Annotated in this window: 14 protein-coding genes; 3 read left to right on the plus strand and 11 right to left on the minus strand. The window is 73.7% G+C overall.

Features of this window, described 5'->3' with window-relative positions:
- The first annotated feature begins 22 nt into the window (after window positions 1–22).
- Window positions 23–1,159: a phosphoserine transaminase gene (gene serC / locus FE634_RS16415; RefSeq protein ID WP_187366733.1), complete on the plus strand. Its 1,137-nt coding sequence runs from the start codon at window positions 23–25 to the stop codon at window positions 1,157–1,159.
- 16 nt (window positions 1,160–1,175) lie between these two features.
- Here the strand turns inward: serC and FE634_RS16420 are convergent, their stop codons facing one another.
- The 6 genes from FE634_RS16420 to FE634_RS16445 form a co-directional block, all read right to left on the minus strand.
- Complete coding sequence (locus tag FE634_RS16420) at window positions 1,176–1,691, minus strand: O-acetyl-ADP-ribose deacetylase (RefSeq protein ID WP_138876511.1); 516 nt, start codon at window positions 1,689–1,691, stop codon at window positions 1,176–1,178.
- Complete coding sequence (locus tag FE634_RS16425) at window positions 1,688–2,701, minus strand: DNA topoisomerase IB (protein WP_137294341.1); 1,014 nt, start codon at window positions 2,699–2,701, stop codon at window positions 1,688–1,690. The genes FE634_RS16420 and FE634_RS16425 overlap by 4 nt, the downstream gene beginning before the upstream one ends.
- 56 nt (window positions 2,702–2,757) lie before the next feature.
- Entirely contained in the window at window positions 2,758–3,594 is an 837-nt protein-coding gene (locus FE634_RS16430) for an SdiA-regulated/phytase-like domain-containing protein (protein WP_138876512.1), read from the minus strand.
- Window positions 3,595–3,603: 9 nt separating this feature from the next.
- Entirely contained in the window at window positions 3,604–4,656 is a 1,053-nt protein-coding gene (locus tag FE634_RS16435) for an SMP-30/gluconolactonase/LRE family protein (RefSeq protein WP_148240782.1), read from the minus strand.
- Window positions 4,657–4,682: 26 nt separating this feature from the next.
- Window positions 4,683–5,891: a class I SAM-dependent methyltransferase gene (locus FE634_RS16440; protein WP_138876514.1), complete on the minus strand. Its 1,209-nt coding sequence runs from the start codon at window positions 5,889–5,891 to the stop codon at window positions 4,683–4,685.
- Between the two features lie 160 nt (window positions 5,892–6,051).
- Window positions 6,052–7,329 carry a hydroxyacid-oxoacid transhydrogenase gene (locus FE634_RS16445; RefSeq protein ID WP_137294344.1) on the minus strand — a complete coding sequence of 426 codons (1,278 nt, stop codon included), beginning with the start codon at window positions 7,327–7,329 and terminating at the stop codon, window positions 6,052–6,054.
- Between the two features lie 241 nt (window positions 7,330–7,570).
- On the opposite strand from FE634_RS16445, the gene FE634_RS16450 reads away from it, so the two are divergent.
- Window positions 7,571–7,963: a hypothetical protein gene (locus FE634_RS16450; RefSeq protein WP_138876515.1), complete on the plus strand. Its 393-nt coding sequence runs from the start codon at window positions 7,571–7,573 to the stop codon at window positions 7,961–7,963.
- Between the two features lie 21 nt (window positions 7,964–7,984).
- On the opposite strand, the gene FE634_RS16455 is transcribed toward FE634_RS16450, so the two are convergent.
- From FE634_RS16455 to FE634_RS16465, 3 genes are read right to left on the minus strand one after another with little or no spacing between them, the layout of a single operon-like run.
- Window positions 7,985–8,860, minus strand: coding sequence for an NUDIX domain-containing protein (locus FE634_RS16455; RefSeq protein WP_138876516.1), 876 nt, complete (start codon window positions 8,858–8,860; stop codon window positions 7,985–7,987).
- Between the two features lie 9 nt (window positions 8,861–8,869).
- Entirely contained in the window at window positions 8,870–9,658 is a 789-nt protein-coding gene (locus FE634_RS16460; RefSeq protein ID WP_138876517.1) for a lysophospholipid acyltransferase family protein, read from the minus strand.
- Between the two features lie 19 nt (window positions 9,659–9,677).
- The gene (locus tag FE634_RS16465) at window positions 9,678–10,925 is read right to left on the minus strand and encodes a geranylgeranyl reductase family protein (protein WP_137294348.1); all 1,248 of its coding nucleotides are present in this window, start codon (window positions 10,923–10,925) and stop codon (window positions 9,678–9,680) included.
- A 164-nt stretch (window positions 10,926–11,089) separates the two neighbouring features.
- Between FE634_RS16465 and FE634_RS16470 the strand changes: the two genes are divergently transcribed.
- Window positions 11,090–11,383 (plus strand): glutaredoxin family protein, encoded by a 294-nt coding sequence (locus tag FE634_RS16470; protein ID WP_138876518.1) that lies wholly within the window; start codon window positions 11,090–11,092, stop codon window positions 11,381–11,383.
- 10 nt (window positions 11,384–11,393) lie between these two features.
- Here FE634_RS16470 and FE634_RS16475 read toward each other — a convergent pair whose 3' ends face one another.
- Window positions 11,394–11,921, minus strand: a complete 528-nt coding sequence (locus FE634_RS16475; RefSeq protein ID WP_187366734.1) for a DUF4232 domain-containing protein — start codon at window positions 11,919–11,921, stop codon at window positions 11,394–11,396.
- A 186-nt stretch (window positions 11,922–12,107) separates the two neighbouring features.
- The gene (locus FE634_RS16480; protein WP_137294351.1) at window positions 12,108–15,995 is read right to left on the minus strand and encodes a DNA-directed RNA polymerase subunit beta'; all 3,888 of its coding nucleotides are present in this window, start codon (window positions 15,993–15,995) and stop codon (window positions 12,108–12,110) included.
- Window positions 15,996–16,008 lie beyond the last annotated feature (13 nt).

The raw sequence follows: 16,008 nt of genomic DNA on the forward strand, positions 1-16,008 counted from the left end.
GGACGCTGACAGGATAGGGAGCGTGACCGACGCCCTCCGGATCCCCTCCGACCTGCTGCCCGTCGACGGCCGGTTCGGCGCCGGCCCGTCGAAGATCCAGCCCGCGCACCTCGACGCCCTCGCCGCCACCGGCGCCTCGCTGATGGGCACCTCGCACCGTCAGGCGCCCGTGCGCGACCTGGTCGGCCGGGTGCGCCGGGGCGTCTCGGCGCTGTTCTCGCTGCCCGACGGCTACGAGGTCGTCCTCGGCAACGGCGGCGCGACGGCCTTCTGGGACGTCGCCACCCACGGGCTCGTGCAGCGGCGCAGCCAGCACCTGGTCTTCGGCGAGTTCTCCTCGAAGTTCGCCGCCGCGGCGAAGGCGGCGCCGTGGCTCGACGACCCGTCGGTCATCGCGGCCGACCCGGGCTCGCGCCCGGTGGCGGTCGCCGAGGACGGCGTCGACGTCTACGCCTGGGCGCACAACGAGACCTCGACCGCGGTGATGGCTCCCGTGGTCCGGCCAGCCGGCACGAGCGCCGAGGGGCCCGACGGCGCGCTGGTGCTGGTCGACGCCACGTCGGGGGCCGGCGGGCTGCCCGTCGACGTCGCCGAGTGCGACGTCTACTACTTCGCCCCGCAGAAGTCCTTCGCCTCCGACGGCGGCCTCTGGCTGGCCCTGATGTCGCCCGCGGCGCTGGAGCGCGCCGCGTCCGTCGCCGCGAGCGGGCGCCACGTGCCCGCGTTCTTCGACCTGCCGACGGCGATCGACAACTCCCGCAAGGACCAGACCTACAACACGCCGTCGGTGGCCACGCTGTTCCTGATGGCCGAGCAGCTCGACTGGATGCACGCCCACGGCGGCCTGGCCGGCATGGTCGAGCGCACCACCGCGTCCTCCGACGCCCTCTACGGCTGGGCCGAGGCGTCGTCGTTCGCCCGTCCCTACGTCGCCGAGCCCGCGCACCGCTCGCTGGTGATCGGCACGATCAACTTCGAGGAGTCCGTCGACGCCGCCGCGGTGGCGGCGGTGCTGCGCGCCAACGGCGTCGTCGACACCGAGCCCTACCGCAAGCTCGGGCAGAACCAGCTGCGGGTCGCGATGTACCCCGCCGTCGACCCCGCCGACGTCGAGGCCCTCACCCGCTGCCTCGACTGGGTGGTCGAGCACCTGTCCTGACCGGCCCCGGCCGCGACTAGCGCCGCAGCGCGTCCTCGACCAGGGCGAGGGTCGCCTCGTCGAGGGCGACCAGGCGGGCCTCGGTGACGGAGGTCGGTGTCGACCGGAGGGTCTCGGTCGCCGCCGCGACGGCGTCCTCCCGCGGCCAGCCGTAGACGCCGGCGGAGACGAGCGGGAGGGCGAGGGTGCGGGCGCCGAGCTCGTCGGCGACGGCGAGGGCGCGCGCGTAGCAGGAGACGAGCAGGCGCCGGTCGGTCTCGCCGGCGCGGTGGTTCGGGCCGACGACGTGGATCACCCAGCGGGCCGGCAGCTCCCCGGCCGTCGTCCAGCCGGCGTCGCCGGTGGCCAGGCCGTCGGGGAAGCGCCGCCGGCAGTCCTCGAGCACCGCCGGACCGCCGGCGCGGTGGATGGCGCCGTCGACGCCGCCCCCGCCCCGCATCGCCCGGTTGGCGGCGTTCACGACGGCGTCCACGTGCTGCGTGGTGATGTCGCCCCGGACGACGGTGACCCTGGCGTGGGACGGGCCGCTCACGAGGCGACCTGCTTGATCAGCTTCAGCGTGGCCCGCTCCAGCGCCGCCTGCCGGACGTCGGGGGTGTCGAAGCGACGTCGCGTGGTGCGCTGGATCGTCAGCCCGCGCTCGTAGGCCTCGATCACCCGCGGGTCGACGTAGGAGGAGCGGGCCAGCGTCGGGGTGTTGCCGAGGAACTCCGACACCTCGCGCATCGCGCCGGCCACCGCGCGCTTGCGCGACGCCGACGTCTTCCCCGGCTCGGGCGACTCCGCCAGGGCCGCCGCGGCGAGCACGGTCGCGTGCCAGGTGCGGAAGTCCTTGGCGGTCGCCTCGAGACCCGTCGTCTCGCGCACGTAGGTGTTGACCAGGTCGGGGATGATCGAGCGCCACGACCGCCCGTGGCGGTAGGCCATCAGGCCCGGGTCGTCCTTGGCGCGTCGGCGGCGCATGATCTCGATCGCCTCGACGACGGTCGCGTCGTCGATCTCGATGCGGTGGTCGACCCCCGACTTGCCGGTGAAGGTGAACACCAGCCGGTCCTGGTGCCGCTTGACGTGGCGCCGCTCGAGCGTGGTCAGCCCGAACGAGCCGTGGGTGTCGGCGTAGACGTCGTTGCCGATCCGGAAGTAGCCGAGGTCGAGCAGCCGGACCGCCGCCGCGCAGGCCCGCTCCAGCGGCATGCCCTCGCGGCCGAGGTCGGCGAGCACCCGCTCGCGCGCCTTGACCAGCCCCTTGCCGAACAGCAGCATCCGCTCGAACTTCTCGGCGTCGCGCCGGGTCCGCCACTCCGGGTGGTAGAGGTACTGGCGCCGGCCGGCGTCGTCGGTGCCGACGGCCTGCAGGTGGCCGTTGGCGTACGGGGTGACCCAGACGTCCTTCCAGGCGGGCGGGATCACCAGGTCGCGCACCCGCTGGGCGTCCTCGGGCGCGAGCCGCTCCCCGTGCTGGTCGAGGTAGACGAACCCCGTGCCGGCCCGGCGTCGGGTCCAGCCGACCTGGTCGGGCGACGTCCGTCTCAAGCGCACCACGCGGGCCACCCTAGGGACGACGGCGCGGCGCCGACCTCACCCGCGCGGGCTGGTCGCTACGACCGCACCGCCCGGGCCAGCCACCGCGGCAGCCGCACGCGGAGCAGGGGTGCTCGCACGCCCTCGCTGCTGAGGTAGACCCGGCCGTCCCGACCGACCGCGATCCCCTCGCCCTGCTGCTGGGCCGGCAGGTCGAACCGGCCGAGCAGCCGGCGCCCGGGCCAGGTGTAGACGGCGGCGTCCTCGTAGCCGCGGACCACGACGTGGCGTCCGTCGGGGAAGAACGCGCCGTCGGTGGCGACGGCCGGTGCCGCGCCGGCGTCGACCAGGCGGTTCGGGCGGTCGCGGCGCAGCGTGCGGGGTGCCAGCAGGAACCGGCCCCCGCCGGCCTCCTTGGTGACCAGCACCAGCCGCCCGCTCCGGGGCCGGACCATCATCGTCTCGACGTCGACCGGCCCTCCGGGGAGCCGCAGGACGAAACGGCGCGGGCGGACGCGGCGATCGCCGGGGCCGAAGGGCACCCGCACGACCGTCAGCCCGGTGCGGGCCGCGACGTTGCCGCCGACGTCGCCGACCCAGACGCGGCCGCGGCCCGCCGGGGCCAGCGCCTCGACGTCCACCGGACGCCGTCGCCACGACGTCACCCCGACGGTCGCGCCGTCGCGGTCGACGGTGAAGACCTGCCCGCCGTCGCCGGAGTCGTTGACCGTCACGAAGGTGTTGCGCCGGGCGACGAGCCCGCTGGACTCGGTGATGGCCGGGTCCTGGAGGACGGTGACGACGCGCGCCGGCGGAGCAGCGCCGCCGCTCCCGGCGGCATCGCCCGCGGGAACGGCGAGGGCGCTCCCGCCCAGCACCAGCGCCAGCAACGGGACCAGTGGTCGCGACCTCATCCGGCCACGCTACGGGCGCGGGCGCGGGCGCAGCGACCGGACCAGCGCGACGACGGCCACGAGGCCGACGACCCCGCCGAGCGCCCACGGCCACGCGGACCGCTCGCCGGCGGCGTCCTCGGTGACCTCGTTCGCCTCGCGGACGCCGTCGCCCTCGGCGGCCGGTTCGGACGCCGGGGGCGTCGGGGGCGCCGGGGGCCTCGTGGGGCTCGCGGGCGTCGTGGGGCTCGAGGTGGGGTCGGGCGCGACCGCCCGGGCGACGCCGCGCGGCAGCGCGACGCGCAGCACGTCCGAGCGCATCCCCTCGGAGCTGACGAAGACCGCGCCGTCCTCGTCGACGGCGATGCCCTCGCCCTGCTGCTGGGCGGGCAGGTCGAAGCGGCCGACCTCGTCGAGGCCGGGCCAGGTGTAGACGGCCGCGGAGCCGTAGCCGCGCACGACGACGTGCCGGCCGTCGGGGAAGAACGAGCCGTCGGTGGCGATCCCGAGCGCGACGCCGGCCCGGCGCATCGGGTTCGGCCCGTCGGGGTCGAGCACGTCGGGACCCACGAACACCTCGCCCCCGAAGACGCCCTTGGTGACGACGACCAGGCGACCCGAGCCCGGCTCGACCATCAGCGTCTCGGCGTCCTGCGGTGGACCCGGGTAGTCGAGCTCGTAGGCCACCACGTCGACGTCGCGGTCGCCGCGCCCGACGGGCACCCGCGAGACGGTGACCCGCTGGCGCGCGGCGAGGTTGTCGCCGATGTCGGCGACCCACACCTCGCCGTCGCCGGCCGGGGCGACCGCCTCCACGTCGGTGGGGTCGCCGGACCAGGTGGTCACGCCCACCGTGTCGCCGGTGGCCGGGTCGACGGTGAAGACCTGACCGGTGTCACCGGAGTCGTTGACCGTCACGAAGAGGCCGTCGCGCGCGACCAGGCCGCTCGACTCGACGATCTCGGGGTCGGTGAAGGTGAGCTCGACGGTCGCCTCCGGTGTCGCCGCCGCGGCCGACAGCGCGACCACGAACGGCACGGCGACGGCGATCCCCAGCAGCCTCGTCACCGGCAGCCTCGTCATCGCCAGCCTCGTCATCGGGAGCCGCGTCACGAGCCGAGCAGCGTGGCCAGGCGCGGCTCGAGGCCCCAGGCACCGACCAGCCCGTCGTACTCCTCGCGGACGCCGTCGGGCACCGCACCGGTGCGCACCGCACGCAGCATGGTGTTGCGCGGCGTGTGCTGGCTCTCCACGAACTGGACGACGTCGACGCGGTAGCCCTGCTGCCGCATCAGCGAGGCGCGCAGGCCGTCGGTGAGGGTGTCGGCGAGCCGCTCGCGCAGGATGCCGTGCCGGGTCAGCTCGCCGTAGGGCGCCGGCGTCTCGACGCGGCGCAGCTGGGCGGCGACGTCGTGGTGGCAGCAGGGCGCGGCCAGCACCACCGACGCCTGCCACCCGACGGCGCGGGCGAGCGCCTCGTCGGTGGCGGTGTCGCAGGCGTGCAGCGCCAGCACGATCTCCGGGTCGTGCTCGAGGACGGCGTCGCCGATCGTCCCGACCACGAACGTGGCGTCGAGGCCGAGCCCGGCCGCCACCGCGGTGTTGTGCTCGCGCGACTGCTGCTTGACGTCGACGCCGGTGACCGCGACCGGCAGGCCGCGCACCTCGCCGAGGAAGCGCTGGGCGGCGAAGGTGAGGTAGGCGTTGCCGCAGCCGAGGTCGACCACCCGCAGCGGGTCCTCGGGCGTCGGGCGGCGCAGGTGCCCGCCGGCGCGGGCCTCGGCGACGGTGGCGTCGAGCAGGCGCAGGAACTCCTCGACCTGGCGGTACTTCGCCATCCGGCTCGGCTTGACCCGGCCGTCGCCGCCGGTGAGGCCGAGCGCGGCGAAGATCGGGTCGTCGGGCGGCAGCAGCCGGTGCTTCTCCCGGTCGTGGTCACGGGCCACGGCGACCGGCGCGGCGCGCGACGTCGTGTGCACGAGCGCCTCGCCGCGCTTGGTGACCCGCAGCTGGTGGGTGTGCTCGGTGGTGTCGACGTGCCACGTCGCGAACGGCTCGGCCAGCAGCGCGTCGACCGCGGCGGCGGCCTCGTGGCTGTCGGGGCCGGCCGCGTGGTTGGCGGTGTGGGCCTGGGTGGCGTCGTAGGAGGTGACCTGGAGGTGGCGCCCGGCCTTGAGGTCGACGTAGCGCAGCTCGACGCGGCGCCACCGCGGCTGCGTGCCCCGCCGCCGTCCGCCGGCCACGGCCCGGACCAGCGCGGCGTCGTCGAGCAGGGCGGCGCGGACCGTCTCGAAGCCGGCGGGGAGCGCGCCGGTCACTTCAGCACCGCCGCCACCACCACGATCACCAGCAGGGCCAGCAGCGCCACCGGGATCACGAGTCGACGGTGCCGCGGGTTCATCCCCTCAGCCTACGGACGACCGGCGGGACCGGCGCGACCGGCGTCGTCGGTCCCTCAGGACGGGCGGGCCGGAGGGGTCACCAGTGCTCCATCGACCCGCGGAACACCCCGGCCAGGTCGTCGGGCGTGACCTCCTTCGGGGCGGTGGCCAGCAGCCGCTGCTGCTTGAGGGCGCCCTCGACGAGGACGTCGACGTCGGCGTCGACGTAGCCGACCTCGGCCAGGCCGTTGGGGATGCCGATGTCGCGCATCAGCCGGCTCAGGACGCCGGGCAGCACGTCGGGCCCGGAGCCCTCCGCGGCGGGGTCGAGCAGCCGGGCCGCGCGCAGGTGCCGCTCGGGCGCGGCGTCGAAGGTGAACCGGAACGCCTCGGGCGCGGTGAGGGAGACCGCCATGCCGTGGGGCACGATCGCCTCGTCGTCGGGGTAGCCGGCCGGGCGGTAGTCGCGCACCCGGCCCGCGATCGGGTAGGCGTTCGCGTGCGGCACGTGCACGCCGGCGTTGCCGAACCCGAGGCCCGCGAACGTCGCGGCCAGCGCCATCTCCTCGCGCACCAGGCGCTGCTCGTCGCCGTCGCCCTGGCCACCGGCCACGGCCCGCCGGAAGGAGCCGGCCAGCAGGCCCATCGACCGCTCCGACCACATGTCGGAGACCGGGTTGGCGCCGCAGTAGGGCACCCGCTGCTCGGGGCGCTTGGCGTCGAAGTCGCCGAACCACCGCGCGGTGTAGCTCTCGAGGGCGTGGCACAGGATGTCCATCCCGGCCGCGGCGGTGACCATGGTCGGCTGGGTCGCGGTGAGCGCGGGGTCGACCACGGCCAGGGTCGGGCGCAGCGCGGGGTGGCTGATGCCGGTCTTGACCTTGAGCGCCAGCACGTCGAGCACGCAGATCGTCGTGCTCTCGCTGCCGGTGCCCGTGGTCGTCGGCACCGCGATGAGCGGCAGCAGCCGCTGGGTCGGGGCCTGGGCCCTGCCGACCGGGGCGTTGATGTAGTCGAGCAGCTCGCCGGGGTTGGTCGTGAGCAGGTTGACCGCCTTCGCGGTGTCGATGCTCGACCCGCCGCCGACGGCGACGACCGCGTCGAAGGGACCGGCGTCGCGCGCGAAGTCGATCGCCTCCTGCAGCGACTCGTCGGTCGGCTCCACGTGCGCCCGGTCGAAGATCGTCACCTCGATGCCGGTCGCCCGGACCTGGTCGGCGATCCGGGCCGGGTGGCCGGTCGCGGCGACCCCCGCGTCGGTCACCAGGATGACGCGGCGGGCGCCGTAGGTGGTGAGGTCGTGCCCGATCTCGGCGGAGGAGCCGGAACCGAACTTGAGGGCGGGGGCGGCGTAGGTGAACACGGTCTCGGTCACCTGGTCACCCTAGGGCGGGGGCGGTGGTCCCACCAGGCGTCGGTCGGGAACGTCGCGAGCTGATTGTTACCGCCCTCTGGTTGAACTGTGCATCACTCCTGTGGCCTACTGGGAGTCCGTCGCAACTCGGGGGATGTCACGTGCCTGCTCACACCACCGACCGATCGTCGTCCACCGCGACGCCCGTCACGGCTGCGCGCCCGGGTGCCACCTGCGCCGCTCCGGTCGTCTGCGTCGTGCCGTGAAGCGCCCCTCCCCCGAGCACGACGGCGCCGCACCCGCGGTGCCCGAGGCCACCACCGCCGACCGCGTCGAGTCGGTCGCCAGCGTCGCCACGGCCGTCGTCGACGCGGTGCGTGCCCTCCAGACCGCCCACGAGCGGCACGTCGAGGCCGCCGAGGTCGCCACCGCCCGGCGGCTGGAGGTCATCACCGCCCAGGCCGAGCTCGACGCCCACCTCATCCGGCTGCACGCCCGCCAGGAGGCGCACGACATCGTGGCGGCCGCCGCGCGCGACGGCGACGCCGCGCCGCTCGACCCCGACGAGCCGGCCCGGCTGCAGGCGATGTCGGACCACCTGACGGCGCTCGCCCGGTCGATCGAGCCGCTGGTCGGTCCGACCCCGCACGACTGACCCGCCCGACCGACCCGTCGGTCAGCCGGCCGCGAGCGCGGTCCGCACGACGTCGAGCACGTCGACCCGGCCGGCCTCGATGTCGGCCACCGGCACCCACGCGGCGGCGTCGGTCGTGCCGTCGACGTCGACGACGTGCGGCTCGCCGTCCGCGACCTCGGCTGCGAAGACCAGGTGCACGCCGTGGAAGTCCTCGTCGCGCCCGGTCGGGCCGTTGCCGCGGATCGTGACGTCGTCGACGGCCAGCACGTCGCCGACCGTGCAGTCCAGGCCGCACTCCTCGGCGACCTCGCGGGCCAGCGCGACCTGAGGACGCTCGCCGTGGTCGATGCCCCCGCCCGGCAGGGTCCAGGAGCCGACGTGGTGTCCGCGGGCCGAGATCCGGGTCAGCAGGACGGCGTCCTCCGGCTCCGCCCGGCGCACCCAGGCGTAGGCCGCGACGCGCTGCACCCGCCGCGGGCGGTGGGCGGCCAGCGCCTCCTTGACCAGCGAGACGGTCGGGATCGTGCCGTCGAGGACGCCGGCGAGCGGCCGCCAGGCCGCCTCGATCGTCGAGCCGTCGACCTCCAGCACGCGCGGCTCGGGCGCGTCGAGGGCGACCCACCCCTCGTAGACGATCCGCAGCGAGTGCGCGTCGACCCGGCGACCGCGCCGCCAGGTGTCGGGCAGGTGGAGGGAGAAGGTGCGCGCGGTGTCACCGATCGTCACGTCGAGACCCGTCTCCTCGTGCACCTCGCGGACGACGGCGTCGCGGGGGTCCTCGCCGTGGTCGAGCCCGCCGCCGGGCAGCGTCCACAGCTCGGTGCGCGAGACCCGGGGAGCCAGCCGGCTGAGCAGGATCTGCCCGTCGCGCACGATCACGGCGTACGCCGCGACCCGCTGCACCTGGGTGACCATGGTCCAACCCTAGACAAGGCTCCCGGGCCCCCACGTGGGTGCCACCGCCCAGCGCGGCATCGCGTCCAGCGCGTAGGACGCCGTCCGCTCGACCGCGTCGCCGCCGAGGTGGGCCGGGTACCACGGCGCGGGCTCGTCGGCGCGCGGGCGGTGCCCGGGCAGCCGCTGCACCGACTCCAGGCCGTCCTGGAGGACGTGACCGAGCCGGCGGGTGACCTCGGTCAGGTCGGCGTCGCGCGGCACGGGGAGCGGCGCGTGCACCCGCACGTCGACCAGCCGGCCCCGGCTCGGGGTCGGCCGCGGAAACGGACCGTCCGCGGTCCGGCGCTGGGGCCACAGCCGCTGCCCGCCCCACACGGTGACCGGCAGCAGCGGCGCACCCGTCTCGCGGGCCAGGGCCACGGCGCCGGGCATCAGCGCCCGCACGACGTAGGCCGCCGAGATGCCGGCCTCGGGGAACGCGCAGACCACCTCGCCCTCGCGCAGCAGCCCGCGGGCCTGCAGGTAGGCCGCCGCCGGTGCCGCCCGGTCGACCGGGACGTGCCGCATCGCCTCCATCGCGCGGGCGACCGGTGAGTCCCAGATGTCGGCCCGGCACAGGAACCGGACCCGCCGCCGGGTGGGGAGCAGGGCGTCGCCGAGGAACAGGAAGTCGGGGAACGACACGTGGTTGCTGGCCAGGATCACGGGGCCGGACGTCGGCAGCCGCTCGGCGCCCTCCACGCGGACCCGCAGCCCGAGCGCGGCGAACACGAGCTTGCCGGCGACGATCGCCGCACGGTAGACCGGTTCGGGCACGTCGGTGGTTCGGAGCCGGCTACGAGAACGGCGGGCGGTGGTCGGCGGCGAGCGAGCGCCGTCCGGCCCAGCGCCACACGCGCGCCGCGCGGTCGCGGTCCTCGTCGGTGACCAGGTTGCCCATCCACCGCAGCGCGAGCGTCATCATCCAGTCCGAGCGCATGCCGACCGGGCCGAGGGCCGGCAGCAGGCGCGGCACGGTGACCAGCCCGGCGAGGCGGCGGGCGATCGAGAACGCCTCGCCGTAGTGCTCGGTGAGCAGGGCGGGCCAGGTGGCGGACAGGTCGGCGTCGGGGTCGCCGTCGTTCATCACGTCGACCAGCACGCGGCCGGTCTCGAGGCCGTAGTCGATGCCCTCGCCGTTGAGCGGGTTCACGCAGCCGGCGGCGTCGCCGATCAGCGCCCAGTTGCGGCCGGCGACGTTGCTCACCGCGCCGCCCATCGGCAGCAGCGCCGAGGTCTTGGCCCGCAGGTCGCCGGTGAGCGCGAACTCCTCGCGGCGCTCGGAGGCGTAGAACTCCATCAGCGGCTTGACCGCGATGTCGGTGGGCCGCTTGGCCGTCGCCAGGGTGCCGACGCCGAGGTTCACCTCGCCGTTGCCGAGCGGGAAGATCCAGCCGTAGCCCGAGAGGATCTTGCCGTCCTGGCCGCGCAGCTCGAGGTGGCTGCTGATCCACGGGTCGTCGGCCTTCTCGGAGGTCACGTAGGACCGGCCGGCGACGCCGTACACGGTCTCGCGGTGCCAGGCGCGCCCGAGCACCTTGCCGAGCGGCGAGCGGACGCCGTCGGCCACGACCAGGCGGCGGCAGGCGATCTCGAAGGTGTCGTCGCCCTGCTTGAAGACCACGGCGGCCACCCGGTCGCCGTCGCGGCGCACGTCGACGGCCCGGGCGCCGTCGATGCCGGTCGCGCCGCTCTTGAGCGCCGTCGTGCGGAGGTGGTCGTCGAGCTCGGTGCGCGCCACCGCGCTCCCCCAGGCCGGCAGGGTGCCGCCGGGCCACGGCAGGTGCAGGGTCTGGCCGAAGCCGTGGGCGCGCAACCCCTGGTTGACGGCGTGGGCCCGCAGCCAGTCCTCGAGACCGAGGCGGGCGAGCTCGTGGACGGCGCGCGGGGTGAGCCCGTCACCGCAGGTCTTGTCGCGGGGGAACACCGCCGCGTCGGCCAGCACGACGTCGAGTCCGGAGCGGGCGGCCCACGCCGCGGCGGCCGACCCGGCCGGCCCCGCGCCGACCACGAGGACGTCGGTCTCGGTCGGGTGCGCGCTCACCCCCCGATTCTCTCAGGCACCTCCACAGATCGCCGAGTCGGCGTGGAGGTGAAGTCGGGACGGGTCGAGTCGGCGCGGAGGTGAAGTCGGGACGGGTCGAGTCGGCGTGAGCGTTGAGCGCCCGCGCCGACTCGGCAGGCCGGGCACGGGCCTAGGCTGGGGTGATGCCGGTCCTGAGTCGCACGTCGTCCGCCACGCACGCCCGGGCCTCGCTCGGCCGCGGCGACGGGGTGACGATCTACTGGCGGCCCGGCTGTCCGGTGTGCGCGAAGCTGCGCACCGCCCTGCGCGGCCACGGCGACCGGATCACCTGGGTGAACATCCGCGAGGACGCCGACGCCGCGGCCTTCGTGCGCACCACCAACCGCGGTGGCCAGGAGATCGTGCCGGTCGCCGTCATCGACGGCGTCGCGCACTCCCGCCCCACGCCGCGCCAGGTCCTCGCCGCCCTGCGCTGAGGGCCCGGGCTCAGGCGCGCCGGAAGGGCCGGTGGCCGAGCAGGTGCACCGCGTCGCTCGCGCAGCCGGTGGTGCGGTGGGCGACGAACTGCGAGCGGGTCGCGTTCGGCACGTAGACGCGGAAGCCGTCGACCGCGGTGGGCCGGCACTCGCGCCGCGGGAAGTTCTGCGCCACGACGGCGTCGACGCGGCTGACCGCGCTCCCGCCCGGCTCCAGGACGAACGAGCGCGTCCGGCCGGGGTCGCGGTCGGCGGCGGCCCCCACCTGGGTGCCGTCGCCTCCGCCCACGTAGGACAGGCCGCCGTACCCGCCCGTGCGGCAGGCCTCGTCGGAGGTGTTGGTGAGCCGGACGACGCCGTAGCGGTGGCCGGCCCCCGCACCCCGCGCCTGGTAGCTCGCGGTCAGGTCGGCGTCGGTGCACCGAGCGGCCTGTGCCGCGTGCGACACCTCCGCCCGGGCGACCCCGGCCGGGACGACCGACGTCGTCGCGCCCACGGCCAGCACCGCGGCGACCAGGGTGAGGCTGAGCTTGTTCATGGTCTTCTCCTTCGTGGGCCCCCGGGCGGGGCCGTCAGGAGTGGGACGGGTCCGCCCCGGCCCGGGTTGTGCCCAGCCCCTGAGAAGTGGCTGAACATCGTGCGCCACCCACGGGAGCCGACGGGACGCAGAAGGGCCCGCCCCGTCCCGAGACGTGGTCTCGGGACGGGGCGGGCCCAGCATGCGTCAGTTCTGGTACGACCCGAAGTCGAAGTCGTCCAGGGCGACGGCCTGACCCGAGCCGGTGCCACCGAACTCGTAGTCGTAGCTGTCGTAGCCGGTCACGGAGTACGCCGCGGCGCGGGCCTCCTCGGTCGGCTCGACCCGGATGTTGCGGTACCGCTCGAGGCCGGTACCGGCCGGGATCAGCTTGCCGATGATCACGTTCTCCTTCAGCCCGCGCAGGCTGTCGGAGCGACCGTGGATCGCCGCGTCGGTGAGCACCCGGGTGGTCTCCTGGAAGGAGGCCGCCGAGAGCCACGACTCGGTCGCCAGCGAGGCCTTGGTGATGCCCATGAGCACCGGACGACCCGAGGCCGGCTTGGCGCCCTCGGAGACGACCCGACGGTTCTCCTCCTCGAACCGGGCCCGGTCGACCAGGTCGGAGGGGAGCAGGTTCGTCTCGCCCGACTCGATGACCGTCACCCGGCGCAGCATCTGCCGGACGATGATCTCGATGTGCTTGTCGTGGATCGACACACCCTGCGAGCGGTACACCCGCTGGACCTCGTCGACCAGGTGCTCCTGCGCCTTGCGCACACCGAGGATCCGCAGGACGTCCTGCGGGGACTCGGTGCCGACGATCAGCTTCTGGCCGACCTCGATGTGCTCGCCGTCGGCGACCAGCAGGCGCGACCGCTTGGAGACCGGGTACTCCTGGACCTCCGAGCCGTCGTCGGGGGTGACGAGGATCTTGCGAGCCTTGTCGGTCTCGTCGATCTCCACGCGGCCGGCCGCCTCCGAGATGGGCGAGAGGCCCTTCGGGACGCGGGCCTCGAACAGCTCGACGACGCGGGGCAGACCCTGCGTGATGTCGTCGGCCGAGGCCGAACCACCGGTGTGGAAGGTACGCATGGTCAGCTGCGTGCCGGGCTCACCGATCGACTGGGCGGCGATGATGCCGACCGCCTCGCCGATGTCGACGAGCTTGCCGGTGGCCAGCGAGCGGCCGTAGCACTTCGCGCAGGTACCGGTCTTGGCGTCGCAGGTGAGGACCGAGCGGACCTTGACGGTCGGGATGCCGGCCGCGATCAGCTCGCCGATCTTCACGTCGCCCAGGTCGCCGCCCGCCTCGACCAGCACGTCGCCGGTCTCGGGGTGGGTGACCTCGGTGGCCGCGGACCGGGCGTAGGCCGCGGTCTCGGCGTTGTCGTCCTTGCGGACCACGCCGTCCTCGCCGAGGACGCCGATCACCTTGGGCAGACCGCGCTCGGTGCCACAGTCGTCCTCACGGATGATGACGTCCTGCGACACGTCGACCAGACGACGCGTCAGGTAACCCGAGTCGGCCGTCCGCAGCGCCGTGTCGGCCAGACCCTTGCGGGCACCGTGCGTGGCGATGAAGTACTCGAGGACGGTCAGGCCCTCGCGGAAGTTCGACTTGATCGGGCGCGGGATGATCTCGCCCTTCGGGTTGGCCACGAGACCACGCATGGCCGCGACCTGGCGGATCTGGTTCATGTTGCCGGAGGCGCCGGAGTTGACCATCACGAAGATCGGGTTGGTCCGGTTGTTCTCCTCGAAGTTCACCTCCATGGCCTTGCCGACCATGTTGGAGGCCTCGGTCCAGATCTCGATGAGCTCCTGGCGACGCTCCTCGTCGGTGACCAGACCGCGCTCGAACTGCTTCTGGATCTTCGCGGCCTTGACCTCGAACTCCGACAGGATCTCGATCTTGTTGTCGGGGGTGACCACGTCGTCGATCGAGACGGTGACGCCGGAGTGCGTGGCCCAGTAGAAGCCGGACTCCTTGAGGGCGTCGAGCGAGGCGGCGACCTCGACCTTGGTGTAGCGCTCGGCGAGGTCGTTGACGATCGCGCCGAGGGCCTTCTTGCCCACCTCGTAGTTCACGAAGGGGTAGTCGGCCGGCAGGGTCTCGTTGAAGAGCGCCCGGCCCAGCGTGGTCTCGAGGGTGACGGTGGCGACCTCGCCGGTGAAGTCGGGGTGCTCCATCGGCGGGACGACGTCGTCGAGACGGATCTTGATGACGCTCTGCAGCGCGATCTCGTGCTTGTCGTAGGCCATGATCGCCTCGGCGACCGACGAGAACGCGCGGCCCTCGCCGCCGCCGCCGGGGCGGTCGGAGGTCATGAAGAACAGCCCGATGATCATGTCCTGGGTCGGCATGGTGACCGGCCGGCCGTCGGACGGCTTCAGGATGTTGTTGGTCGAGAGCATCAGGATCCGGGCCTCGGCCTGGGCCTCGGCCGACAGCGGCAGGTGCACCGCCATCTGGTCACCGTCGAAGTCGGCGTTGAACGCCGTGCAGACGAGCGGGTGGATCTGGATGGCCTTGCCCTCGATCAGCTGGGGCTCGAAGGCCTGGATGCCGAGGCGGTGCAGCGTGGGCGCACGGTTCAGCAGCACCGGGTGCTCGGTGATGACCTCCTCGAGCACGTCCCAGACCTCGGGACGCACGGCGCGCTCGACCATCCGCTTGGCGGACTTGATGTTCTGCGCGTGGGAGAGGTCGACGAGCCGCTTCATGACGAACGGCTTGAACAGCTCGATCGCCATGTTCTTCGGCAGGCCGCACTGGTGCAGCTTGAGCTGCGGGCCGGAGACGATGACCGAGCGGCCCGAGTAGTCGACGCGCTTGCCGAGCAGGTTCTGGCGGAAACGACCCTGCTTGCCCTTGAGCATGTCCGACAGCGACTTCAGCGGCCGGTTGCCCGGGCCGGTGACCGGACGACCGCGGCGACCGTTGTCGAACAGCGAGTCGACGGCCTCCTGGAGCATCCGCTTCTCGTTGTTGACGATGATCTCGGGCGCGCCGAGGTCGAGCAGCCGCTTGAGGCGGTTGTTGCGGTTGATGACGCGGCGGTACAGGTCGTTGAGGTCCGACGTCGCGAACCGGCCACCGTCGAGCTGCACCATCGGGCGCAGGTCCGGCGGGATGACCGGGACGGCGTCCAGCACCATGCCGCGCGGCTCGTTGCCGGTCTTGCGGAAGGCGTCGACGACCTTGAGGCGCTTGAGGGCGCGGACCTTCTTCTGGCCCTTGCCGGTCGCGATGGTCTCGCGCAGCGACTCCACCTCGGCCTCGATGTCGAAGTCCTGGAGGCGACGCTGGATCGCCATGGCGCCCATGTGGCCCTCGAAGTACTTGCCGAACCAGTTCTTCATCTCGCGGTAGAGCAGCTCGTCGCCCATGAGGTCCTGGACCTTGAGGGACTTGAAGGTGTTCCACACCTCGTCGAGCCGGTCCAGCTCGCGCTGGGCCCGGTCGCGCAGCTGCTTCATCTCGCGCTCGGCACCGTCGCGCACCTTGCGGCGCTGGTCGGCCTTGGCACCCTCGGCCTCGAGGGCGGCGAGGTCCTCCTCGAGCTTCTTGGTGCGGTCCTCCAGCGAGCCGTCGCGACGCTTCTCGAGCATCTCGCGCTGCTGCTGGACCTTGCCCTCGAGGGAGGTCAGGTCGCGGTGACGCGCGTCGGCGTCGACCGAGGTGATCATGTAGGCCGCGAAGTAGATGACCTTCTCGAGGTCCTTCGGGGCGAGGTCGAGCAGGTAGCCCAGCCGCGACGGCACGCCCTTGAAGTACCAGATGTGGGTCACGGGAGCGGCGAGCTCGATGTGGCCCATCCGCTCGCGGCGGACCTTGGAGCGGGTCACCTCGACGCCGCAGCGCTCGCAGATGATGCCCTTGAAGCGCACGCGCTTGTACTTGCCGCAGTAGCACTCCCAGTCCCGGGTGGGACCGAAGATCTTCTCGCAGAAGAGACCGTCACGCTCCGGCTTGAGCGTGCGGTAGTTGATCGTCTCCGGCTTCTTGACCTCGCCGTGGCTCCACGTACGGATGTCGTCCGCGGTGGCCAGGCCGATCTTCAGCTGGTCGAAGAAGTTCACGTCGAGCACGATGGCTGCAACC

It is taken from the genome of Nocardioides sp. S-1144, assembly GCF_005954645.2.
Lineage (GTDB): Bacteria > Actinomycetota > Actinomycetes > Propionibacteriales > Nocardioidaceae > Nocardioides > Nocardioides dongxiaopingii.